Origin of the sequence: Kribbella sandramycini (assembly GCF_013131805.1) — a bacterium.
GTDB lineage: Bacteria > Actinomycetota > Actinomycetes > Propionibacteriales > Kribbellaceae > Kribbella > Kribbella sandramycini.
Genome location: NZ_JABJRC010000015.1, coordinates 16,472 through 39,983, shown reverse-complemented (window position 1 = coordinate 39,983; position 23,512 = coordinate 16,472). Strand labels below are relative to the sequence as shown.

At 69.1% G+C, this 23,512-nt stretch carries 21 protein-coding genes; 7 read left to right on the top strand and 14 right to left on the bottom strand.

What is annotated here, in order from left to right:
- Positions 1–10: 10 nt before the first annotated feature.
- Positions 11–763 carry a hypothetical protein gene (locus tag HPO96_RS39415; protein ID WP_171678996.1) on the bottom strand — a complete coding sequence of 251 codons (753 nt, stop codon included), beginning with the start codon at positions 761–763 and terminating at the stop codon, positions 11–13.
- Position 764: 1 nt separating this feature from the next.
- The gene (locus HPO96_RS36210) at positions 765–1,346 is read right to left on the bottom strand and encodes a papain-like cysteine protease family protein (RefSeq protein ID WP_171678995.1); all 582 of its coding nucleotides are present in this window, start codon (positions 1,344–1,346) and stop codon (positions 765–767) included.
- A 165-nt stretch (positions 1,347–1,511) separates the two neighbouring features.
- Between HPO96_RS36210 and HPO96_RS36205 the strand changes: the two genes are divergently transcribed.
- Positions 1,512–2,408: a hypothetical protein gene (locus tag HPO96_RS36205; RefSeq protein ID WP_171678994.1), complete on the top strand. Its 897-nt coding sequence runs from the start codon at positions 1,512–1,514 to the stop codon at positions 2,406–2,408.
- On the opposite strand, the gene HPO96_RS36200 is transcribed toward HPO96_RS36205, so the two are convergent.
- From HPO96_RS36200 to HPO96_RS36145, 12 genes are all read right to left on the bottom strand, one after another.
- On the bottom strand, positions 2,405–3,331 hold the full coding sequence (locus HPO96_RS36200) for a hypothetical protein (protein ID WP_238355906.1): 927 nt from the start codon (positions 3,329–3,331) through the stop codon (positions 2,405–2,407). The two genes, HPO96_RS36205 and HPO96_RS36200, sit on opposite strands and share 4 nt — an antisense overlap.
- A 30-nt stretch (positions 3,332–3,361) precedes the next feature.
- Positions 3,362–5,725, bottom strand: a complete 2,364-nt coding sequence (locus tag HPO96_RS36195) for a RelA/SpoT family protein (RefSeq protein WP_238355905.1) — start codon at positions 5,723–5,725, stop codon at positions 3,362–3,364.
- A 132-nt stretch (positions 5,726–5,857) separates the two neighbouring features.
- Positions 5,858–6,400 (bottom strand): adenine phosphoribosyltransferase, encoded by a 543-nt coding sequence (locus tag HPO96_RS36190; RefSeq protein WP_171678992.1) that lies wholly within the window; start codon positions 6,398–6,400, stop codon positions 5,858–5,860.
- On the bottom strand, positions 6,400–7,575 hold the full coding sequence (gene secF, locus HPO96_RS36185) for a protein translocase subunit SecF (protein WP_171678991.1): 1,176 nt from the start codon (positions 7,573–7,575) through the stop codon (positions 6,400–6,402). The genes HPO96_RS36190 and secF overlap by 1 nt, the downstream gene beginning before the upstream one ends.
- Positions 7,575–9,263, bottom strand: a complete 1,689-nt coding sequence (gene secD / locus HPO96_RS36180; RefSeq protein WP_420371486.1) for a protein translocase subunit SecD — start codon at positions 9,261–9,263, stop codon at positions 7,575–7,577. Before secD ends, secF begins: the two co-directional genes overlap by 1 nt.
- A gap of 138 nt (positions 9,264–9,401) precedes the next feature.
- Positions 9,402–9,851: a preprotein translocase subunit YajC gene (gene yajC / locus HPO96_RS36175; RefSeq protein WP_171678990.1), complete on the bottom strand. Its 450-nt coding sequence runs from the start codon at positions 9,849–9,851 to the stop codon at positions 9,402–9,404.
- Positions 9,852–10,055: 204 nt separating this feature from the next.
- Entirely contained in the window at positions 10,056–11,102 is a 1,047-nt protein-coding gene (gene ruvB / locus HPO96_RS36170) for a Holliday junction branch migration DNA helicase RuvB (protein WP_171678989.1), read from the bottom strand.
- A 3-nt stretch (positions 11,103–11,105) separates the two neighbouring features.
- Entirely contained in the window at positions 11,106–11,708 is a 603-nt protein-coding gene (ruvA, locus tag HPO96_RS36165; RefSeq protein WP_171678988.1) for a Holliday junction branch migration protein RuvA, read from the bottom strand.
- Positions 11,705–12,337: a crossover junction endodeoxyribonuclease RuvC gene (gene ruvC, locus HPO96_RS36160; RefSeq protein WP_171678987.1), complete on the bottom strand. Its 633-nt coding sequence runs from the start codon at positions 12,335–12,337 to the stop codon at positions 11,705–11,707. The genes ruvA and ruvC overlap by 4 nt, the downstream gene beginning before the upstream one ends.
- Positions 12,338–12,410: 73 nt before the next feature.
- Positions 12,411–13,571, bottom strand: a complete 1,161-nt coding sequence (locus HPO96_RS36155; RefSeq protein WP_171678986.1) for a GNAT family N-acetyltransferase — start codon at positions 13,569–13,571, stop codon at positions 12,411–12,413.
- Between the two features lie 39 nt (positions 13,572–13,610).
- Complete coding sequence (locus tag HPO96_RS36150; protein ID WP_171678985.1) at positions 13,611–14,072, bottom strand: hotdog fold domain-containing protein; 462 nt, start codon at positions 14,070–14,072, stop codon at positions 13,611–13,613.
- 33 nt (positions 14,073–14,105) lie between these two features.
- Positions 14,106–15,110: a LacI family DNA-binding transcriptional regulator gene (locus HPO96_RS36145; RefSeq protein ID WP_337796950.1), complete on the bottom strand. Its 1,005-nt coding sequence runs from the start codon at positions 15,108–15,110 to the stop codon at positions 14,106–14,108.
- 105 nt (positions 15,111–15,215) lie between these two features.
- On the opposite strand from HPO96_RS36145, the gene HPO96_RS36140 reads away from it, so the two are divergent.
- From HPO96_RS36140 to HPO96_RS36115, 6 genes are all read left to right on the top strand, one after another.
- A complete protein-coding gene (locus HPO96_RS36140) occupies positions 15,216–16,127 on the top strand; it encodes an ABC transporter permease (protein ID WP_337796949.1) in 912 nt (303 codons plus the stop codon).
- Positions 16,124–17,032, top strand: a complete 909-nt coding sequence (locus HPO96_RS36135; RefSeq protein ID WP_171678984.1) for a carbohydrate ABC transporter permease — start codon at positions 16,124–16,126, stop codon at positions 17,030–17,032. Before HPO96_RS36140 ends, HPO96_RS36135 begins: the two co-directional genes overlap by 4 nt.
- Before the next feature lie 12 nt (positions 17,033–17,044).
- Positions 17,045–18,646: a type 2 periplasmic-binding domain-containing protein gene (locus HPO96_RS36130; RefSeq protein WP_171678983.1), complete on the top strand. Its 1,602-nt coding sequence runs from the start codon at positions 17,045–17,047 to the stop codon at positions 18,644–18,646.
- An 11-nt stretch (positions 18,647–18,657) separates the two neighbouring features.
- Positions 18,658–19,704 carry a Gfo/Idh/MocA family protein gene (locus HPO96_RS36125; protein WP_171678982.1) on the top strand — a complete coding sequence of 349 codons (1,047 nt, stop codon included), beginning with the start codon at positions 18,658–18,660 and terminating at the stop codon, positions 19,702–19,704.
- On the top strand, positions 19,701–20,840 hold the full coding sequence (locus HPO96_RS36120; protein ID WP_171678981.1) for a Gfo/Idh/MocA family protein: 1,140 nt from the start codon (positions 19,701–19,703) through the stop codon (positions 20,838–20,840). The genes HPO96_RS36125 and HPO96_RS36120 overlap by 4 nt, the downstream gene beginning before the upstream one ends.
- 105 nt (positions 20,841–20,945) lie before the next feature.
- Entirely contained in the window at positions 20,946–23,432 is a 2,487-nt protein-coding gene (locus HPO96_RS36115) for a tetratricopeptide repeat protein (protein ID WP_171678980.1), read from the top strand.
- The last annotated feature ends 80 nt before the right edge of the window (positions 23,433–23,512 follow it).

The window sequence follows — 23,512 nt, the reverse complement described above, 5'->3', positions numbered from 1 at the left end:
TGCGGTTGGGTCAGGCGGTGCGGCGGCGGTGGATGACGAAGGCCAGGACGAGGATGCCCAGGGCCGAGGTGGTCAGGGGGATCCAGAGGTTGGTGGTCGGCTCGGGGTCGGTGGTGGCGGTGGGGTTGTAGCCGCCGGCGGTGCCGTTGTCGGCGTAGGAGCTGCCGGCTTGTTTGTCGGCGTAGCGGGTGGCGACGAGGTCTTGGTAGGCGGCGACGGTGATGGGGGTGCTGCCGATGGAGTCGACTGCGGATGGGTTCAACGGGCGGATGCGGTCGGCGGTTAGGGCGTACCAGGCGCCGATTTGGGGTTCGGTGAAGACGAGGGCGCCGTTGGCTTTGGCGAACATGCGGGACTCGGTGTCGCCGGTTGCGACGTTGACGGCTTGCCAGGCGCCGGTTGCGTCGGGGGCGGTGTAGACGGTGAGTTTGTCGGTGCCGCGGGTGGCCGGGGTGGCGGCGTACCAGAAGGTGGCGACCGGGGCTGCGGCGTCGCGGACGAAGGCTGGGTTGAGGGCGTAGACCGGGCGGGCCTCGCGGGCCACGGTCGGCTTGGCGATCGACTTGGCGGACTTCGAGGCCGCCGTCGCCTGGCCGAGCAGGCTGAAGGCGGTCGGCGAGCTCGCCGCGCTGGTTGCCTTCGACAACTCTCCGGCCGGGACCGGCTCGGGGCCGGCGGCATGCGCGGCGCCGCCGAGCGCGAGTGTCAGACCGAGACCGGCGGCCAGGACGGCGGCCGAGCGGAGCAGGATGTTCTTGAGCATCTCAGGCTCCGATCCGGTAGAGCGAGTGCGTCCAGGTGAACTGCGAGTTCGACCGGTACCAGTTGTAGGTCGAGAAGTTGTAGCGCGGGTCGTCCGGCCACGGGTTGTAGTACTTGATCGTCGAGTCGGCCGAGTTGTAGCCGATGATGTCCATCATGTGGCCGCCGCCGGCGGTCCAGCCGATCCGCGTCATCACCGGGCGGCCGGCCGCGATCTCGGTGACGAGCGTGCTGAAGCTGAGCGTCGACGAGACGTAGCTGCCGGAGCTGATCCCGATCGCGCTGAACGCGCGCTGGTCGTTGCCCAGCGTGGCCTGGTTGTTCGGGCAGGTCGCGTTCATGTTGTTGCCGAACGCAAGGTTGCAGAACTGGTTCTGCGAGTAGTTCTTGCCGTAGAAGGCGGCGATACTGTTCCCGGTCGCGGCCCAGCACCAGTTCGACTTCTGCTGGGCCTGGCCGGTGATGTTGAGGTACCAGCTGCCGGGCGCGGCGGTGGCGGCCGGCGCCAGCGGGACCAGAGCGGCCACGCCGAGCACGGTTGCCAACAGCAATGACCACGAGCGGCGGAGGCGGAGCCTGCTCATGTTCCCTCCTCGAATGGGGTGGTGGTGGCGTCAATAGTCAGAACGCACCGCGGCCCCGGCAAGAAGTAACTCCCGCGCCGAATCGCGCTGTGAACGGCAGCACGGCGTGAACAGCGGGTCACCGAGCGATATCGGCACGCGCTGTGAACGTTTACACTGACGCGCATGACCGGTTCGTCGGTGCCCGCCGTCACCCCGGACTCCTCCTTCGCGACCGCCCTCCGGCAGGCGATCGCCCACCGCGGCCTGGCCCTGAACCGGATCCGCACCCACCTCGCCGACCGCGGCCTGCACGTCGGCATCGCCACCCTGAGCACCTGGCAGAGCGGACGCCGGGTCCCGCGCGACGACTCGCTCGCCGTCATCACCGCCCTCGAGGAGCTGCTCCAGGTCCCGCCCGGCTGGCTCACGGTCCGCATCCCGCCGGCCCGCACCGACCAAGCCGCAGCCCGCCAGCCGTACGCCGTCGTCGACTACGCCGAAGCCCTCGGCCGCCTCCTGGACCGGCTCCGCCGGGAGGCGCACGGCCGGCTCCGCAACCTCACCGTCGTCGAAGAGGTGCAGGTCGGGGCGGATCGCAGTACGCCGCGCCGCCGCGTCGTCCAAAGCGTCGTCGCCGTCCAGCCCGTCGACCGGATCATCGTGGCCCACCAGGGCGAGCCGGGCTGCGATGCCGACCTACTCGCCGTCACCGGCCTCAGCGGCTGCCGCAACGGCCGGATCGCCCGCTCCCCCGAGGCCGGCGCGATCCTCGCCGAACTCCTCCTCGACCGCGTCCTCGCCGTCGGCGACACCGCCGTCGTCCACTACGAGATCGAGGACCGCACCGCCCTCCCCTCGACCAACTACTACCGCTTCGACGAGTGGGGCGGCACGCACTACGTCCTCGAGGTCCAGTTCGACCGAACCGCCCTCCCGGTCCGGGTCAGCTCCTACCGCCGACCGCAAGCCAAACCTGCCGCGGACCGCGATGAGCTCCTGCTCACCCCCGACGCCCGGGCCCACCTCCTCGAAGCCGTCACCGAACCCGGCCTCCTCGGCATCGACTGGGAGTGGGACTAGGCGCGGAAGCCCGCGTGGACGTGGTCGTGGTGCGTGCGGTCCGAGAAGTACGCCGCTCCGGACAGCATGACCGGGCCACCGACGTTGTACGAGCCGACCGCCTCGGAGGCTTTCATGTACGCCGAGATCAGCGTGCGTGAGGTGGACGGCGAGACCACGGCCTGGTCGTTGACCTGCCAGGTGTCGAACGCCCGGCCCCGCGGGTGGTCGCTGGGTCGATCGGTCCCGAACACGTTGATCGGGTGCCCGGAGCGGATCACGCTGACGCCGATCCGGTACGTCTTCGCCAGCTCCAGCATCGCGGTCAAGACACTGTCGTGCACCTGCCCAGACCGCACATCCGCGATCGATGCCGGCGGCAACAGAATCTGCTCGTTCGCGAGCACTCTCCGTGCCAATGCGGACATTTGCTTCGCCGCCGGGCCGGGCTGGGCCGGATGGGTCGCGGTGACCCGCCAGCTGCCGCCCGATCGAGCGAGCCGGACGTCGACCGTCGTCCCACCGGTCACCACCCGGCCGCCGCTGATCGAGTAGACGCGGCACGGAACGAGCACACTCGCCGTCGTGCTGAGGATGCCGCCGTACTGCGCGTCGATCACCTCGACGACGTTCCCCGGCCGCTCCAGCAACTTGCGGACCGCGGCCAGCGCCGCGCGCTTCACCTCCGGCGCGATCTCCCCCGCTCCAGGCGCCCACGGGCGCACGGTCGGCAGCGCCGGAGCGGACGGCGTCCCCGGTGTCGCACTCCGGGGCCCAGTGGACGCCGGACCCGGGCTGCGGGTCGCCGGCGGCACCGTCCCGGTCGACGTCGGCGAGCCGCTGGGCGACGGCGTACCGGTGGACGGCGAACCGCTGCAACCGACCAACAGACCGGCACCCGCAATCAGCAGCCCGCGCCGCCCGAACTCACCCGAGGAGACCATGTCTGCAGTCTCCCCCGGCCACCCAAACGGCTACTGCGTGACGCGGTAGACGTCGAACACGCCCTCCACCGAACGCACCGCCTTCAGCACATGCCCGAGGTGCGTCGGATCGCCCATCTCGAACGTGAACCGGGACTTCGCGATCCGGTCCCGCGTCGTGGTCAGCGCCGCCGACAGGATGTTGACGTGGTAGTCCGACAGGACGCGGGTGATGTCCGAGAGCAACCGGGCCCGGTCGAGCGCCTCGACCTGGATGGCGACCAGGAACAGCGACTGCGCCGTCGGGGCCCACTCGACCTCGACGATCCGCTCGGGCTGGGTCGACAGGTTCTCCACGTTGGCGCAGTCGGCCCGGTGCACCGAGACGCCCGCGCCGCGGGTGATCCAGCCGATGATCTCGTCACCGGGCACCGGCGTACAGCACCGGGCCAGCTTCGAGAGGACGTCGGTCGCGCCCTTGACGATGACACCGGCGTCGCCGCGCGCCGTCCGCTTGCGCCGCTCGCGGGTGGCCGGCAGCCGCAGGCCCTCGGCCAGATCCTCGGCCGCGCCCTCTTCACCGCCGTACGTCTCGATCAGCCGCCGGACGACGGCCTGCGCGCTCACATGCGATTCGCCGACGGCGGCGTACAGACCCGTGACATCGGGGTAGCGCAGCGAGTTGGCGACCGCGGTCAGCGTCTCGTGGGAGAGCAGGCGCTGCAGCGGCAGGCCCTCCTTGCGGAGCTGCTTGGCGATCGCGTCCTTACCGTGCTCGATCGCCTCGTCGCGGCGCTCCTTGGAGAACCAGTGCTTGATCTTGTTCCGCGCGCGCGGGCTCTTGACGAAGGCGAGCCAGTCTCGCGAGGGGCCGGCGCCTTGGGCCTTGGAGGTGAAGACCTCGACCACGTCGCCGTTCTCCAGGGTGCTCTCCAGGGGCACCAGGCGGCCGTTGACGCGGGCCCCGATACAGCGGTGGCCGACCTCGGTGTGCACGGCGTACGCGAAGTCGACCGGGGACGACCCGGCCGGCAGCGACATCACGTCACCGCGCGGGGTGAAGACGTAGACCTCGGAGTTGTTGATCTCGAATCGCAGCGAGTCGAGGAACTCCGACGGGTCGGAGGTCTCCCGCTGCCAGTCGACCAGCTGCCGCACCCAGGGCATCTCGTTCGGCGTGCTGACATCGGTGACCGGCACCTCCGGCGCCGGGGCGTTCGGGTCTTCCTTGTACTTCCAGTGCGCGGCGATGCCGTACTCGGCGCGGCGGTGCATCGAGAAGGACCGGATCTGCAGCTCCACCGGCTTGCCCTGCGGGCCGATCACGGTGGTGTGCAGCGACTGGTACATGTTGAACTTCGGCATCGCGATGTAGTCCTTGAACCGGCCGGGGACCGGGTTCCACCGCGCGTGCAGGATGCCGAGGGCTGCGTAGCAGTCGCGGACGGACTCGACCAGGACCCGGATACCGACCAGGTCGTAGATGTCGCCGAACTCGCGGCCGCGGACGATCATCTTCTGGTAGATCGAGTAGTAGTGCTTGGGCCGGCCGGTGACGGTCGCCTTCACCTTGGCGGCGCGCAGGTCTTCGTGGACCTGGTCGATGACCGAGGCCAGGTACTCGTCCCGGGACGGCGCGCGCTCGGCGACCAGCCGGACGATCTCGTCGTACACCTTCGGGTGCAGGGTCGAGAACGACAGGTCCTCGAGCTCCCACTTGATCGTGTTCATACCGAGCCGGTGCGCCAGCGGGGCGTAGATCTCCAGTGTCTCGCGGGCGATCCGCTCCTGCTTCTCCTGGCGCAGGAAGCCCAGCGTCCGCATGTTGTGCAACCGGTCGGACAGCTTGATGACGAGGACCCGGATGTCCTTGGCCATCGCGACGACCATCTTGCGGATCGTCTCGGCCTGCGCGGACTCGCCGTACTTGACCTTGTCCAGCTTGGTGACGCCGTCGACCAGCATCGCGATCTCGGCGCCGAAGTCGCGCGTCAGCTCCTCGACCGTGTACGGCGTGTCCTCAACGGTGTCGTGCAGCAGCGCGGCGCACAGCGTCGGCACCGTCATACCGAGCTCGGCCAGGATCGTGGCCACGGCCAGCGGATGTGTGATGTAGGCGTCGCCGCTCTTGCGCAGCTGGCCGGTGTGGTACTTCTCCGCCGTCCGGTAGGCGCGCTCGATCATCGCCAGGTCGGCCTTGGGGTGCGTCGCCCGGACCACCCGGAACAGCGGCTCCAGCATCGGCGCCCGGTTCGGGTGCCGTGTGCCGCCGAGACGGGCCAGCCGGGCGCGGACACGGGCCGGGGCGATCCGCGGCGGTTGGGCGGCCGGCGGCGGTGACACGGGAGCCGGGCGCACCGGCGCCGGGGCGCGCGGAGGCTCCTGCGGTACTACGTTCGGTACCGCTGACGTCATCGCCGGGTCTTCGCCCACGTTGTGTCCCTCCGCCGACAGACCCCCAGTCTAGGGGCCACCGGCCAACGACAGAGAAACACCCTGTGGACAACACGCCGGGTCATTGACTGGTCACGCAGAGTTTATCTGAATTCAGACCGAAAGCAGCGAAGTGATGCGCTCCGCGCTCAGCCGCTCGCGCCACGGCAGGAACGACAACTCCAGCAGGACGGCGGTCCCGACGACCTCGGCCCCGGAGCGCCGGATCAGCTTCAGACATGCCTCGACCGTCCCGCCGGTGGCCAGGACGTCGTCGATCACCAGCACCCGGTCACCGGGCGCGAACGCGTCCTGGTGCACCTCGATGGTCGCCTCGCCGTACTCCAGCGCGTACGACTCCTCGTACGTCGCCGCCGGCAGTTTGCCCTTCTTGCGGACCGGGACGAACCCGGCCCCGAGGGCGAGCGCGACCGGGGCGGCGAGGATGAACCCGCGCGCCTCGATCCCGACCACCTTGTCGACGACCGGTCGGCCGTCGTCGTCCGTCCCCGCGGCGGCCAGCGCCTCGACCACCTGGGCGAACCCGAGGTGGTCGGCCAGCAGCGGGGTGATGTCCTTGAACACCACCCCCGCCTGCGGGTAGTCCTGGATGTCGCGGATCCCGTCGGCCAGGACCTGCTCCAGCGTCCGCGCCATTACTTACCGCGCTTCGAGCGCGGCTTCCGCGACGGCTGCGGCCGGCCCGCGCCCGTCGTGTTCATCGGCCGGGGCGCCGCCGTCGGCGCCGAACCGGTCGCCCGCGGCGCGTCCTGCACTGCGGTCGCACCCGAGCCCGCCGGGACCAGCTTGTCCTGGACGCCGGTCTTGACGGCAGCCCCGCCACCGGCGGCCTGGGCGCGCTTGGCGGTCACGCGGCGGTTCAGCGCCTGCATGCCCGGCTCGCGCTCCTTGAAGAGCGCCAGCAGCGCCGGGGCGATGAAGATCGACGAGTAGGCGCCGACGGCGATACCGACGAACAGCGCCAGCGACAGGTCCTTCAGCGGGCCGCTGCCGAGCACCCAGACGCCGACGGCCAGGATCGCCCCGACCGGCATCAGCGCGATCAGCGTGGTGTTGATCGAGCGCACGATGGTCTGGTTGACGGCCAGGTTGGTGGCGTCGGAGTAGGTGTAGCGGTTCGATCCGGTGATCCCGCGGGTGTTCTCGCGGACCTTGTCGAACACCACGACCGTGTCGTACAGCGAGTACCCGAGGATGGTCAGGACGCCGATCACGGTGGCCGGCGTGACGTCGAAACCGATCAGCGCGTAGATGCCGACCGTGATCAGGACGTCGTGCAGCAGCGCGATGATCGCGGCCATCGAGGCCTTGGGCTCGCGGAAGTAGGCCCAGATCACGAGGAAGACCAGGCCGACGAAGACCGCCAGCGCGATCAGCGCCTTGTTCGCGATCTGCTCACCCCAGGAGGCGCCGATCTGCTGTGAGGTGACCTGCTCCGGGCCGATGCCGGCTTCCTTGGCGATCGCGTTCCGGACCGTGACGACCTGGGTCTGGTCGAGCGGCTTGGTCTGGACCCGGACCCGCTCGTTGTTGATCGTGGTGACCACCGGGTCGCCCAGGCCGTCGATGTTCAGCGCCTTCACCGTGTCGGTGAAGTCCTGCACGGTGCTGTCGGTGACCGCGGTCTTCGCCTCGTACTCGACGCCGCCGCGGAACTCGATCCCGAGCGCCAGGCCGCGGGTGAACAGGCCGCCCAGCGAGAGCAGGACCAGGACGATCGAGACGACGAACCAGATCTTGCGCTTGCCGATGAAGTCGTAGGAGACCTCACCCTTGTGCAGCTTGTTCCCGAGCTGTCCGAGCTTCGACATCAGACCTCCCCTCCGATCGGCTTCCGCGTGGACGGCGACTTGCGCGGGCGCGGCGCGGCCGGGCCGGCGCTGTGGCCGGGCAGCCGCTCGACGCCGAGATGCTCCGGATCCAGACCGGACAGTTTGTGGCCGTGACCGAAGAAGTTCGTCTTGGCCAGCAGCGTGACCAGCGGCTTGGTGAAGACGAACACCACGACCAGGTCGATCAGCGTGGTCAGGCCGAGCGTGAACGCGAAGCCGCGGACGCTGCCGACGGCCAGGATGTAGAGCACCAGCGCGGCCAGCAGCGAGATCGAGTCGGCCGCGATGATCGTGTGCTTGGCGCGGGCCCAGCCGGTCTCCACCGAGGAGCGCAGGCTGCGGCCTTCGCGGACTTCGTCGCGGAGTCGCTCGAAGTAGATGACGAACGAGTCCGCGGTGATACCGATGGCCACGATCAGACCGGCGATCCCGGCCAGGGTCAGCGTGAACCCGATCGCCTTGCCGAGCAGCACCACCATCGCGAAGGTCAGGATCGACGCGACCGCCAGCGACAGCACGACGACCAGGCCGAGACCGCGGTAGTACAGGAACGAGAACAGCACGACGAGCGCGAGCCCGGCGATACCGGCGTAAATTCCGGCCGACAGCTGGTCGCCGCCGAGCTGCGGCGAGACGGTCTCGACCGAGGAGGTGTCGAACGCGACCGGCAGCGCGCCGAACTTCAGCACGTTGGCCAGGTCGCGGGCCTCGGCCTCGGTGAAGCTACCGGTGATCTGCGCCGTCCCGCCCGGGATCGGCTGCGAGACGCTCGGGGTGGAGATCGCGACGCCGTCCAGCACGATCGCGAACAGGTTCTGGCCCTCGCCGCGCTGGGAGATGTTCTGCGTGGCCTTGAGGAACTTGCTGCCGCCCTCGCCGGTGAACTCCAGGTTCACCTGCCACTGCAGGCCGCCCTGCGGGATCCCGGCCGAGGCATCCGACAGGTCGGTGCCCTTCAGGATCGCGGGACCGAGCAGGTACTTGAACTGCTCACCCTTGTCACAGGCGAACTGCGGCTTGGCCGGGTCGTCCTCCTGCTTGTCACCGCACTTGTACGCCGCGAACGCCGCCTGGGTGGCCGCGTCGGGGGTGTAGGTGAGCGGGTCGCCGCCCGGGGCGGCCGGCGGGGTCGACGGCTTCGGGGTCGGGGTGGCCGACGGCTTCGGCGTCGGGGTCGGAGTCGCCTGCCCGAGGGCGCTGCTCCAGGCCCGCCCGTTCGGCGTCGCCGTGGCCGGCGTGCTGGGCTTGACCGACGTGCTCGGCTTCGGCGTGGTGCTCGGCTTCGGCGTCGAGCCCGGCTTGGGCGTGCCGGTCGGGGTCGTCGACGGCACCGGCATCTGCTGCGACGCCTGCGCGTCGTAGACGATCCGGAAGTACAGCAGGGCTGTCTGACCGATCTGGGCCACCAAGCTGTCCCGCGTCGCGCCGGGCACCGCCACCGTGATGTGGTTGTTGCCCGAGGTGGTGATGTCGGCCTCCGCGACACCCGCCCCGTTCACGCGCTGCGTGATGATGTTCTTGGCCTCGTTGAGCTGCTCGGAGGTCACCTGGCCGCCGCCGGTGACGTTCTTGGCGGTCAGCGTGATGGTGGTGCCGCCACGCAGGTCCAGACCGAGCTTGGGCTTCCAGGTCTTGGTGAGTCCCATGATCCCGAACAGCAGGACCACGATGACTCCCAGGGCAAGCAGGAGCCGACCAGGGCGGGATGTCGTCGGAGTTGCCACGTCAGATTCAACCTTTGCTTCTGGGCAGGCCTAGGCGTCGTGAGGGCGCCCAGGCGCGCCGCAGGCCGTCAGTGGGGTATGTCAGTTCTCGGTGTGCTTCGGCGTGTCCTGCACCTTGCCGTCAGCCTTGTCCCGGCCGGCGTCCGGTACGTCGACCGGGTCCTTGCTCGGGTCCGTGACCTCGCCCACCTCGTCGGCGACGTCGTCGGTCGCCTCGTCCGCGGTCTCCGGCTCGGCCTCGTCCGGGATGACGCGGCCGATGGCGGCCTTGACCACCTGGACCAGGACGCCGTCGGAGATCTCCAGCGTCACGTACTCGTCGTCGGTCTCCTCGACGATGCCGACCATGCCGCTGGTGGTGACGACCTTGGTGCCGGGCTGCAGCGCCGCGACGGTCGCCGCCTGGCGCTCGCGCTGCTTGCGCTGCGTGCGGCTCATGAACCAGATCATCCCGACGATCAGGATCAGCGGCAGCAGCAGGGTGATGCCGCCACCTCCGGAAGAGGCCAACGGGGAGGCGAGGAGTTGCATCGGGTCTCAGAGTCCTTCGGAATCGGGAGTACGAACGTCCCGCACGCTCTGCTCACAGCGTGCAGGCCGCAGCGGAATGACCTCAGGTCAGGCCACCGGGAGTCTAACCCCGGCCGCCAACAAGCGCGTCACGACACCGGGTCACGTTTGCGTTACTCGCTTTCCGGCTGCGGACTGTTCGTTCTGCGTCGAAATGTTCCGCGATCACTCGGAGTCGAACAACGTGTCCGCGAACGTTGCGCCTTTCGGCACTGCCATCCCGAGATGCCGCCAGGCGGCCGGGGTTGCGACGCGGCCGCGCGGCGTCCGGGCGAGGTAGCCGGTGCGGACCAGGAACGGCTCCGCGACCTCCTCGACGGTCTCGCGCTCCTCACCGACCGCGACGGCCAAGGTGGACAGGCCGACCGGGCCGCCGCCGAAGCGCCGGCACAAGGCGTCGAGGACCGAGCGGTCGAGCCGGTCGAGGCCCATCTTGTCGACCTCGTAGAGCTCGAGCGCGGCCTTGGACAGCGCCAGGGTGATGATGCCGTCGGCGCGGACCTCGGCGTAGTCGCGGACGCGCCGCAGCAGCCGGTTCGCGATCCGGGGGGTGCCGCGGGAGCGGGACGCGATCTCGGCCGCGCCCTCGGGGGTGATGTCGACCTCGAGCAGCGCGGCCGACCGGTTGACGATCTTCTCCAGCTCGGCGGCGTCGTAGAACTCCAGATGCCCGGTGAAACCGAACCGGTCGCGCAGCGGGCCCGGCAGCAGCCCGGCCCGGGTGGTCGCGCCGACGAGGGTGAACGGCGGGATCTCCAGCGGGATCGCGGTCGCGCCCGGCCCCTTGCCGACGATCACGTCGACGCGGAAGTCCTCCATCGCCATGTAGAGCAGCTCTTCGGCCGGCCGCGACATCCGGTGGATCTCGTCCAGGAAGAGGACCTCGCCCTCGCCGAGCCCGGACAGGATCGCGGCCAGATCGCCGGCGTGCTGGATGGCCGGCCCGCTCGTCACCCGCAGCGGCGCGGACAGCTCGGCGGCGATGATCATCGCCAGCGTCGTCTTGCCCAGCCCGGGCGGGCCGGACAGCAGCACATGGTCGGGTGCACGGTGCCGGGCCCGGGCGGCGTGCAGCACGAGCTCCAGCTGCTCACTGACCCGGCGCTGCCCGCCGAACTCGGCCAGCGTCCGCGGCCGGAGCGCGGACTCGATCTTGCGCTCCTCCAGATCCACCGCGTCCGCGGAGACCAGCGGCCGGACGTTGTCATCCATCGCTTACGCCTTCGAGAGCACGCGCAGCGCGGCCCGCAGCAGATCCGGCACCGACGGGTTCGGGTTGTCGGCGGCCAGCGGCGACACCGCGGTGACGGCGTCCTCGGCGTCCCGCGCGGACCAGCCGAGGCCGACCAGACCGGCGTGCACCTGGTCGCGCCAGGCCTCCGCGGCCTGCAACGGCCGGCCGGACACCGTCTTCGACGGGGCGCCGATCTTGTCCTTCAGCTCCAGCACGATCCGCTGCGCGCCCTTCTTACCGATCCCCGGCACCTTGCACAGGACGGCGAGGTCTTCGGAGGCGACCGCCTGCCGCAGCTGGTCGGGGCTGAGCACCGCCAGCGCGGCCTGCGCGAGCCGCGGACCGACGCCGGACGCCGTCTGCAACAGCTCGAACAGGCTCTTGGCGTCGTCGTCGGCGAAACCGTAGAGGGTCAGCGAGTCCTCCCGGACGACCATCGACGTCGCCACCCGGGCCTCCTGACCGGGGCGCAACCCGGCCAGCGTGCCGGGGTCGCAGAAGACCTGCAGCCCCACTCCCCCGACCTCGATCACGGCGCTGTCGACGCCGATCGCCGCCACCGGACCCCGTACGAACGCGATCACCGCGAACCTCCGCTCACTGTCCTGCCCTGCCGTGCCGCCTTACCCTGCTGGGCCTCGACCGCCGCCCGCAACCGCGCCTTCTGCAACCGGGCCTGCGCCTCGGCCCGCGCCTCGAGATGGGCCCGGGCGGCCGCAGCCTGCTGCAACTTGCCGGCCACGCCACCGCGCCACACATGGCAGATCGCCAGCGCCAGCGCGTCGGCGGCATCCGCGGGCGTCGGACGCTCGGGCAGCTGCAGGATCCTGGTCACCATCGAGGTCACCTGCTCCTTACCGGCCCGGCCCGACCCGGTGACCGCGGCCTTCACCTCACTCGGCGTGTGCAACGCGACCGGCAGCCCGCGCCGCGCGGCCACCACCATCGCCACCCCGGACGCCTGCGCCGTGCCCATCACCGTCCGCACGTTGTGCTGCGCGAACACCCGCTCCACGGCCACCGCATCCGGCTTGTGCTCGGCGATCCACTGCTCCAGCTCCGCCTCGATCCGGACCAGCCGCTGGGCGACCTCGTCCTCGACCGGCGTCCGGATCACCCCGACCGCGACCATCACCGGCGGCCGCCCAGGCATGCCCTCCACGACGCCGAGCCCGCACCGGGTCAATCCCGGGTCGACGCCGAGCACGCGCATGGACCACCTCCGAACGTTTGTTCGACACCCTAACGGGCCGTTCGGACACCCCGTTAATCGACGCGCCGCCCGCTCAGAAGAAGTCGAGCATGTACGCCGAACCGCCGCCGAACGCGGCATCGAGAGCGGCGTCGCCGGCCGCGGATCCGCCGCTCGCGAGGCCGGCGCCGCGCAGCGTGGCGAGCGGCGTACCGGCGTACAGAGCGGCCAATCCGCGCGCGCCGAGCCGCAGTGCGTCAGCGGATGCGGCAGCCGGCGTCAGCGCACCGGAGCCGTCCGCGATCGACAGTCGCCAGTCACCTGTGTTGGCGGCGAACTCCGAGTCGTCGAGGCGCAGATCGGCTTCCAGCGCGACCGGGGCAAACCCGCGCGCGGCAATCGCGGCCGGGGCGTCGAGCAGCCGCAGCATCCAACGACCGACGCGGGCATCGCCGTCCGCCTCGTGCTCGGCCAGCAGGTGCACAGGGTCGTAGGGCGCGCTGAAAACGTTGACGGACTTGGCGATCGACGCACCGGAGCCGACGGTGGCCAGCAAGGCCCGAGTGGTCGCTTCGGAACCCGCGATGAGCTCGTCGATGTCCAGGTTGCCGTCGGCCCAGTTGTAGACGACGAAACCGTCGTCGGCGACGTACGCGAAGTTGTCGTCATCGCCCAGCCAGCTCTCGATCTCGCTGAGCGGCCAGATCAGCGGTCCGTTCGAACGGCGCGCCTGGTGGAGCTTCGACGCGAGTTCGATGAACAGCTGCGCGTCAGCGCGTCCGGCTCGGCGTACCGACACGTCCTTGCCACCGAGCACGCGCAGGTCCGCGGACTGGAAGGTGAACTTGTAGCGCGCGCCGCCGAACTCGTAGCCGAGGTGGCGGTACAGCACTGTGGTCGCCGGGTAGAGGCCGGACAGCGGATAGCCCTTCTCCACAGCGCGCTGCATGACTCCGCGCATCAGCAGGCTGCCGACGCCGCGGCCGCGGTACTCCGGTGCGACGATCACACCGGCCACTCCGGCCATCGGCACTCGGCGTCCGGACCACCACTGCTCGAACGGCCAGATCCGCCCTGCGGCAACCACCTCGTCTCCTGCGGCCACACCGACATACCGACCGTCGGCAATGAACCCCAGTGCGCTCTTGCGGAACTCGTCCTTGTCCCCACCGGGCCCGAACGATCTCGCTCTGACCTGCCAGACCGAGTCCAGGTGTTCCTCGGTGATGTCGACGACCCGCAGCGCATCAGTCACCCGGTCGACCCTACGTGAGCCGGTGCGGCGCTGGCATCGCTATTTCCGGTCGGTGACCCACAGGTTGATGGTGCCTTCGACGACGACCGTGCCGTCGTCGCGCGTCGCTTTCACCCGCACCGGTACGTCGGGGCCGGCGGTCCAGTCGTCAGGGTCGGTTTCGGCCGAGCAGGTGAGGTCGGACGTCGACTTGGCGAGGTAGGCGACCTCCATGCCCTTCGGCAGCCAGCGCTTGCCAGTGGGGATGGTCGCCTCGGCCAGCGCGCCCATGGCGGCCTCCAGGCCGTTGCAGACCGCGATGGCGTGCACAGTGCCGATGTGGTTGTGCACCGCCCGCCGCTTGGGCAGCACCAGGGAGGCGTAGTTCGGACCGACCTGGACGAACCGCGGCCGGATCGACCGGAAGTACGGCGCCTTCCAGGTGAACGCCCGCGAAAACACCCGATCGCCGCCCGGGACCGCCCGCAACCGCTCCCACATCGCCATCACCTGTGTAGCCATGCAGGCCAGGTTACCCACGAGTAAGCAGTTTCGCTAGGACGGTGGCGGCGCAGTGGACTCCCGGAAGATCAGCTGGTTGACCTTGCGGGTCACGGGCTGCGGCGCGGGCTCGCCGTTGATGGCGGCGAGCAGCCGATGGATGCCGTCCCGGCCCTGGCCCTCCCGGTCGACGGCGACGGTGGACAGGGACGGCGTGGTGAAGCGGGCGATCTCCTCGTCGTCCCAGCCGAAAACGCTCAGATCGTCCGGAACGCGCCAGCCACGGGACAGTGCGCCGCGGACGACGCCGGTCGCGACGACGTCGTTGGCGGCCACGACCGCAGTGACGCCGCAGCCCTCCGGGAGGCTGGTGATAGCGTCGAAACCGCATTGCGCGGACCACTCGCCGCCGAGCACGCCGACCGACCGCAGGCCGAGGCGCTCGATCGTCGCGAGGTAGACACTCTTGCGGTTACGGGCCGAGGCGAAGGTCTGATCACCCGCGACGTGCAGAAATGTTTCGTGGCCGAGGCCGGCCAGGTACTCGACGATCTCCCGCACCTCGGCCGCGCCGGCCAGCTCGCCCAGCACATGCAGCTTCTCGTCGTAATTCTCACTCTCGACCACCGGAACCCCGCCCGCGGATTTACTCCGGCTTATTATCGAGGAAATCGCAAGAATTCCGTCGACCTGCCCCGAACGCGCCAAATCGTCAATCCGCGCCGACCGCGCCCGCGGGCCGCCCTCGACACTCACCACATCCACCTGGTAGCCCGCCTGATGGGCCGTTCCGGACGCCGCGGCAAGCTGCCGGCCGGGGAAGTGGGAACCGGCCGCGAGCACGATCGCGAGCCGGTTCGTCCGCCGGGTCCGCATCGACCGGGCGACCAGATTCGGCCGGTAATCCAGGGTTTTCACGGCGAACTCGACCTTGACCCGGGTCTTGGGTTTCACGCTGTCGTGGTCCTGCAGGTAGCGCGACACCGTGGTGTGCGAAACCCCGGCCAGCCGGGCCACCTCATGGATGGTCGCGGGCCGCTTCGGGCGTGCGTCGGTCACGCCCGAAGGTTACACCGAGGCCTTGACACCCGCCACGGCCTGCGGTTAGCTCCTGCAGCAGAAGTGGATCGATCACATTTTGAATCCAGCCTCAGGGAGGTCCCTGTGACTGCCTTTCTCCAGCGGCTTCGCCGCGACTATCCGGTGCTTTTGCTGGCGATCCCGGGAATGCTCGTCATCTGCGCTTTCCAGTATTACCCGTTGTGGGGCAACGTCATCGCCTTCCAGGATTACCAGCCCTATCTCGGCGTCGGCAAGAGCCTGTGGAACGGCGTCGAGAACTTCGGCGTCGTGGTCAACGGCGACCCCGAGTTCGTGAACGCGGTCAAGAACACGCTGATCCTGACCGCGATCCAGACCGTGATCGTGTTCCCGGCCCCGATCGTGGTCGCGCTGGTCCTGCACAGCCTGCTGTCGAACCGGATCCGCCAGTTCGTCCAGACGGTGATCTACCTACCGCACTTCATGTCCTGGGTGATCGTGGTGGCCGTCTTCCAGCAGATGCTGGGCGGCACCGGCATGATCAACAACTGGCTGCGCTCGCACGGGTACGACCCGATCCACGTGATCGGCAACGTCGACGCGTTCCGCGCTCTGCTCACCTCACAGGTGATGTGGAAGGACACCGGCTGGGCGACGATCCTGTTCCTCGCGGTGCTCTCCCAGATCGACCGCTCGCTCTACGAGGCATCCGCGGTGGACGGCGCCGGCCGCTGGCGGCAGACCTGGCACATCACGTTGCCGGGCCTGAAACCGATCATCATCCTGCTGCTCATCCTCAAACTCGGAGACTCGCTGACCGTCGGTTTCGAGCAGATCATCCTGCAGCAGCAGGCCGTAGGAGTCGATGCGAGCGAAGTGCTCGACACCTACGTCTACAACAACGGCATCCTCGGTGGCGACTGGGGCGTCTCGGCCGCGGTCGGCCTGGTCAAGAGCGTGGTGGCACTGGTTCTGGTGCTGGCCGCCAACAAACTCGCGCACCGCCTCGGCGAGGAAGGGGTGTACCGCGGATGAGCGCCAAACCGCGTCAGGTCCTCGTCGGCGGGATGCCGATGCCCGGCCGGGCGGAGTCCGTCGTCAAAGCCGTCTTCCTGACCGTCATCTGCGCACTGGTCATCGTCCCGTTCATCGGCGTCATCTCGACCAGCCTCGCCTCTCCTGACGAGGTGATCCGTGCAGGCGGTTTCGTCCTGTTCCCGAAGGACGGTCTGGACTTCTCGGCGTACCGCTCGATCCTGTCCGGCGGGACGGTGACCGAGGCGCTTCTGGTGAGCGCCTTCATCACCCTGGTCGGTACGGCAATCGCACTCACCCTGACGTGCACACTGGGCTGGGCGTTGAGCCGGCGCGGGACTGTCGGCAACAAACCGCTGCTACTGCTCGTGCTGATCAGTCTGCTGTTCAACCCTGGCCTGATCCCCACCTACCTGGTTGTGCAGCAGTTCGGGCTGCTGGACAGTCTCTGGGCAGTCATCCTGCCGGTGTCGATCAGCGCCTTCAACGTGATCGTCGTCCGCGCGTACTTCATCGGTCTGCCCGCAGCCGTCTTCGACTCGGCTCAGATCGACGGCGCCTCCGAGTGGCGGACGTTCTGGCACATCGGGCTGCCGCTGTCGAAGGCTGTGGTCGCAGTGGTCGGACTGTTCTACGGCGTCAGCTACTGGAACAGCTTCTTCGGCGCGTTGCTCTACCTCAACGACAGCAGTAAGTGGCCGCTGCAACTGGTTCTGCGGACGTACGTCGTCAACGGCGTCGAAATCGGCGCACAGGACCTCGGTGCGGCCAGTGAGGCGCTGCCACCGCAGACCTCTATCCAGATGGCGATTCTGATGATTTCGGTCGTCCCCATCTTGTGCGTCTACCCATTCATCCAGCGGCACTTCGCCAAGGGCGTCCTGACCGGCGCGGTGAAGGGCTGAGAGGAAACCATCATGAGTTCACAGCTCTCCCGTCGTACGCTGCTGGCCGGGGTCGGCGTGCTTGGCCTGGCCGCCTGCTCGAACGAGGGTCGCGGCGGCCCGACCGGCGGCTCCGGCAACGCAGCCGGCGTCCGTCCGGCGTACCAGCGCTACACCGGTGTGAAACCGGATTTCGCGGGCGCCGAGTACAACATCCCGGATGCGTTCAACCGCTACCCGGCCGACCCGGTGCAGGCGATCACACAGCCGCCTGGTGACGGCCGGCCCATCAGCATCACGACGTACACCAACACGCCCATTCCGCCGAAGCTGGAGCAGAACCGGTTCTGGCAGGAGCTGAACCGTCGGGTCGGTTCGCCGGTCACTGTGAGTCTGACACCGTCGGTGGACTACAACCAGAAGTTCGCCACGGTGGTCGCGGGTGACCGGCTCAGTGACATCTTCATGGTCGGCGCCGTCCCTCAGGTGCCGCAACTGCTGGGAGCGAAAGCCGCTGACCTGACGGCCCACCTCTCCGGTGACAACATCAAGAAGTACCCCTACCTGGCCAACTTGCCGGAGACGGCCTGGAACAACTGCATCTACGGCAACAAGATCTACGGCGTCCCCATCCCCCGGGGCGCGATCAGCTCGCAGGCCCTCTACAGCCGGGCCGACCTGCTGGAGAAGCAGGGGCTGAACGCCGGTATCAAGAGCGCCGACGACTTCATTGAGCTGTGCAAGCAACTGACCGACAAACGACGTAACCGGTTCGCACTGGCCACGTCGCCGACGCAGTACGTCCGGAACATGTTCGACATGCCCAACAACTGGCGTGAGGACGGCAGCACGCTGGTGCACTACTACGAGCACGAGTCGCACGAGGCGGCGTTCGAAGTACTGCGGAAGCTGTGGAGCGCCGGCTACGTGCACCCGGACGCGTTCTCCGGCCAGAACCAGGACATGAAGGTTCGCTTCGGCAGTGGGACCAGTGCGCTGGTCCAGGACACGTTCAGCGGCTGGCCGAGCTATCTACAGACGGCTGTCGACAAAGACGCCCGGATCGGCATCATCGCACCGCCGAAACATGACGGCTCCGGCACCGGCAAGATCTGGCTCGGCGCACCGGCGATCGGCTTCGTGGCGATCAACAAGAAGGCGGAGTCGCGCGTCGAGACGCTGCTGGCCTATCTGAACTTCCTGGCCGCGCCGTTCGGCACTCAGGAGTACCTGTTCCGCAAGTTCGGCCTGCCCGGGCTGCACCATCAGGTGGTGGACGGCAACCCGGTGCTGACCCAGAAGGGTTTCAGCGAAGTTCAGCTCGGCCTCATGTACCAGGCGGACGGCCCGTGGACGATCTTCCTGCCCGAGAAGGCCGGGAACGCTGAGGCGGAGTTCAATGCGATGAAACAGACCTGCCCGACCGCTCTGGCCGATCCGGCCGCCGGTCTGTACTCCGAGACCAACGTCCGCAAGGGGCCGCAGCTGAACGAGGACATGACCCAGCTGACCAACGACATCATCCAGGGCCGCAAACCGGTCTCTGCCTGGGCCGGTGCGGTCAAGAAGTGGAAGAGCGGCGGTGGTGACAAGATCGCCGAGGAATTCGCCCAGGCACTCGAAGCGTCGCGCTGAAAGGAACCACGTTGTCCAACACAGTCAGGTTCGCCGCTGTCGGTCTCGACCACGCTCACATCCACGGACAGGTCGCCGGGCTGATCGCTGCCGGGGCGGAGTTCGTCGCGATGGCCACCGACGACTGGTCGGCCGCCATCGCGCAGCAGGTCCGGGAGCGCTACCCCGACGTACCCGTCGTCGAGGACGTCGACGAGCTGATCAGCACGGACGGAATCGACCTGATCGTCACGGCCGGCGTGCCGGACCGCCGGGGGCCGATCGCCGTCGCCGCACTGCGCGCCGGGAAGGACGTCGTCACCGACAAGCCGGGCTGCGTCAGCTTCGCCCAACTGGAGGAGATCGAGAAGGCCGTCGCGGAGAGCGGCCGCTTCTGGTCGGTGACGTTCTCCGAGCGGTTCGAGGTGCGCTGCGCGATCAAGGCCGGTGAGCTCGTCCGGGCCGGCCGGATCGGCACCGTCGTCCAGACGCTGGGTCTGGGGCCGCACCGCGTCGGCGACCGCGGCCACCTCGGCGGCGGCGCCGGCCGTCCGGACTGGTTCTACGACAAGAGCCGGTACGGCGGCATCCTGGTCGACATCGCGTCGCACCAGATCGACCAGTTCCTCTGGTACACCGGCTCCCGCACGGCCGAGGTGGTCGCCAGCAGCGTCGGCAACTTCGCGAACCCGGAGACGCCCGGCCTGCAGGACTTCGGTGACCTGCTGCTGCGCAGCGAGAGCGCACAGGGCTACGTCCGCGTCGACTGGTACACCCCGGCCGGGCTGCCGACCTGGGGCGACGGCCGGCTGATGATCCTCGGCACCGACGGCTACATCGAGCTGCGCAAGTACGTCGACATCGAGGGCCGTCCGGGTGGCGACCACCTGTTCATCGCCGACCAGGACGGCACGCACTACGTCGACTGTTCGGACGTGGAGCTGACCTACTACGACGACCTCGTCCGGGACGTGCAGGAGCGGACCAGCACGGCCGCACCGCAGGAGCACACGTTCGAGACGACGCGGCTGGCGCTGACCGCCCAGCAACAGGCCGTCATCCGCGGAGCCGCCGAATGAAGGTCGCGATCGTCGGCTGCGGCAACATCAGTCGCCGGCACGCCGAGTCGTACGCCGCAGCGGGCGCGGAGCTCGTGGACGTCGCGGACATCGTCCCGGCGAAGGCGGCCGAGCTGGCAGCCAAGTACGGCGCGCGGGCGCACTCCGACGCCACTCAGCTGCTAGCGGCAACTGACGCGGAGCTGATCTCGGTCGCCACTCCCCCGGGCAGCCACGCCGAGCTGGCCGTGCAGATCCTCGCTGCGGGCCGTTCAGTGCTGCTGGAGAAGCCTCCGGTGCTGAGCCTGGCCGAAATGGACGCAGTGGCGTCGGCCGAGCGAGCCAGCGCCGCCTCGGCGTACGTGGTCTTCCAGCACCGGCACGGCTCCGGTGGGGTGCGCGCCGCGGACTTGTTGCGCCGCGGTGTCCTCGGCGTACCGCAGGTCGCTGTTTGCGAGACGCTGTGGTTTCGGCCGCGTAGCTACTTCGACCCGGAGTGGCGCGGCACGTGGGTCGGTGAGGGCGGCGGGCCGACGCTCGGCCACGGAATCCACCAGATCGATCTTCTGCTGCATCTGCTCGGCCCATGGCGGTCCATCCAGGCCACTGCGGTCCGGCTGGACCGGCCGGTCGAGTTCGAGGACGTGTCGATGGCATCGGTCGTTTTCGAGAGCGGAGCGGTCGCGACAGTCATCAACAGCCTGCTGTCGCCACGTGAGCTGAGCCGGATCCGCATCGACACCACAGGCGGCACGCTGGAGGTCAACCACGTCTACGGCTACTCCGACGCGGACTGGACCTTCCACGCGGTCCCTGACGCCGCTCGGGCCGCTCAGCTCGGTCTGAACCCCGGAGTCCCTGGGAACGCGGAGGCAGCGACCGGACCAGACCAGTGGGCCGATTCTGCGGGTGACGACGTCCCTAGCAATCATGAAGCGCAGATTCAGCGGCTGCTCGACGACCTCGCGGCTGGGCGGTCCCACGACACCACCCTGGCGTCCACGCGACCGACGATGGAGTTCGTCACCGCTCTCTACGCCTCGGCAGTCACCGGGACGCCGGTACGACGGGCCGATCTGGTCACCGGGCATCCGTTCTACCGAGCCCTGCGCGGCGACGTCGACCAGGATCGAATCGACGCGATGATGCGGATCTAAGACTCGCGTTCTCACCTCTGAGGGGTTAGCCTCGCCCGGCGAGCAGGTTCGGGGGAACCACGGGGAGGCACGCGAATGGGTGTGAGCGCACCGCCACGACCGGAAATGGTCGGAGAGATCGCCGAGTTCGGTTCTCGGCTGCAGGAGCTGCGGGCGTGGTCGGGGGTGTCGTACCGCGAGCTGCACCGGCGGATCGTCCGGAGCCGGACAGCGCGCGGAGTAGCCGAGATACCGGCGTACGACACCGTCTACCGCTGCCTGCAGCCCGGCCGCTGCCGGCTGGACGTAGAGCTGGTCGTGGACGTCGTCCGGGCGCTGATCGGCGAGACGGACGAGGAGGCGGTGCTGGCCTGGCGGCATGCGTACCAGCTGGCCAGCGGAGCCGCGTCGGACGCCGCGGTGGTCAACGTGACTGACAGACTGCCTGACGACCTCGAACTGTTCACCGGCCGGGCAGAGGAGTTGGCGGTGCTCCGCCGGTTGTCGTTCGAGCGGTCCGCACCGGTGGTGGTCGCAGTGGCCGGCATGGCCGGGGTCGGCAAGACCCGGCTGGCCGTGCACGCGGCGCATCGGCTGGTCGGTGTCGACCAGGTGCTGGCGGTCAACCTGCGCGGCTTCGACCCACGCGACCCGGCAGAGCCCGGTGCGGTGTTGGAAGCGTTTCTGCGGCTGCTCGGCGTACGAGTGAGCCGGGCGCCGGGAGCAGAGCACAGCGCGCGAACGGCGAAGCTCGGTGAGGTACTGCGTGGACGGCGGTCGGTCATCCTACTCGACAACGCCGCCTCGGCGGAGCAGGTGCTTCCGCTGCTGCCCGGCGTACCGGGGAGCGTCGTCGTGGTGACCAGCCGACGCCGGTTGGATCTACCGGGGGCCCAGGCCCTGCAGCTCGGTCCGTTCACGCCTGCGGAGTCCGATGAGCTGTTGCGGAAAGCGGTTGGTGACCGGGTCCGTGCCGATCCGGCCACGGCCGGGCGGATCGCCGTCCAGATGGGCCAGCTGCCGCTCGCACTCGCGCTGGTCGCCGGGCGGATCGACGCCAGTCCGGACTGGAGTCTCACCGATCACCTGGAGCGCCTGGTCGAGCGTGGGCGAATCCGATGCCTTGATGACGCCGTGGAGAACGCGCTGGCGCAGTCGTACTCGAGCCTGCCGCCGGCTCGGCGTACGTTGCTGCGGATGCTTGCTCTGCACCCAGGCACCGATTTCGACAGCAGTGCGGCGGCAGTGCTGGCCGGAGTGCCGGACACGACCGATCTGCTCGACGAGCTGGTCGCCGGGAACCTCCTGCAGCAGCGGGCCCCAGGGCGGTATGAGATGCACGACCTGGTCCGGGTGTACGCGGCGAAGTGCGGAAGCGACGAGGACCCGGCGAGCGCCCGCCGAGCCGCGCTGACCCGGCTGGTGGACCACTACCGGGCTGTGGCAGCGACCGCGATGGCCGCCTATGCACCGCACGAGCCGGACTGGCGACCGCGGGTGCGGCCGTCCGTCGTACCGCTGGTGGATCCGTCGAGTCGCGATGCCGCACTGACGTGGCTGGAGTCCGAGCGAACCAATCTGGTGGCCAGTGGGCTGCTTGCGGCTGAGCATGAGCTGCCTGCGCACGCCGCCGAATTGTCGTCGATCCTGTACCGCTACCTCGACGACGCGGGCCACTACGCCGACGGCGAGGCGCTGCACAGTGCTGCGGCCCGAGTCGCGCCGCACGCGGTGCGTGGCCGGGTCTTGAGCAGTCTCGGCGTGGTGCGCTGGCGGCTCGGCAAGTTCGCCGAGGCCCGCGAGGTGTACGCCGAAGCGCTCAGAATGGCCACAGCGGCCGGGGACGACCGGGAACAGATCCGAGCGCTGATCAACCTTGGTCTGGTCCTCGAACGCGTCGGCGCGTACAGCGAGGCGCATGCGAACTACCTGCAGGCGATCGACATCTCAGCCACCATTAACGCCCGGCTGCCCAGGGCACGCGCGCTGCACAACGCCGTCCTCCTCGACGAACGGCTCGGTCGGTACGAGACGGCGTACGAGCGCGTCCAGGAGTGCCTGACGATCCTGCGCGAGACAGGCGACCGGGTGACCGAGGGGCGCGCGCTGAACAGCAGAGCGGCCGTCAGCCTCAGCCTGGGCCGCGTCGACCAGGCGCGGGCGGATGCGGAACACGCGATCACCATCGCCCGCGAGGTCGCGAACCGGACCGGTGAGGCCTACGCACTGATCACTCTGGGCCGCGCACTCGGCGCCATCGGCGCGCTGGAGCCGGCACAGGCCAGACTGGAGCTGGCACTGCAGATCGCGATCGAAGTCGCGAACCGAGACGCCGAAGCGCTCGCTCTGAACGAATCCGGCCTAGTGGCCAGCGCGGCGGGCGCACCGGCGTCCGCACTCGATCTGCATCGGACGGCGCTCGCCGTCGCCGAAGAGACCGGCGACCCGTACGAACGAGCCCGCAGCCATCAGGGCTGCGCTCGGGCGTTGCTGCTGCTCGGCAACGCGGCCGCGGCGCAGTCCGAGCTGCGGCTGGCCCTGGTGCTGTTCGGGGAGTTGCGGACTCCTGAGGCCCGGATTGTGGCGACGGATCTGGCCGCATTGTCGGCTTGACCGGATTCGATCGGGTTTGCGGACACCGCCGTCCGGGCGAAGAGAGCATGGGGCCCGCTGTCCGCGTCCGGGCAGCAACC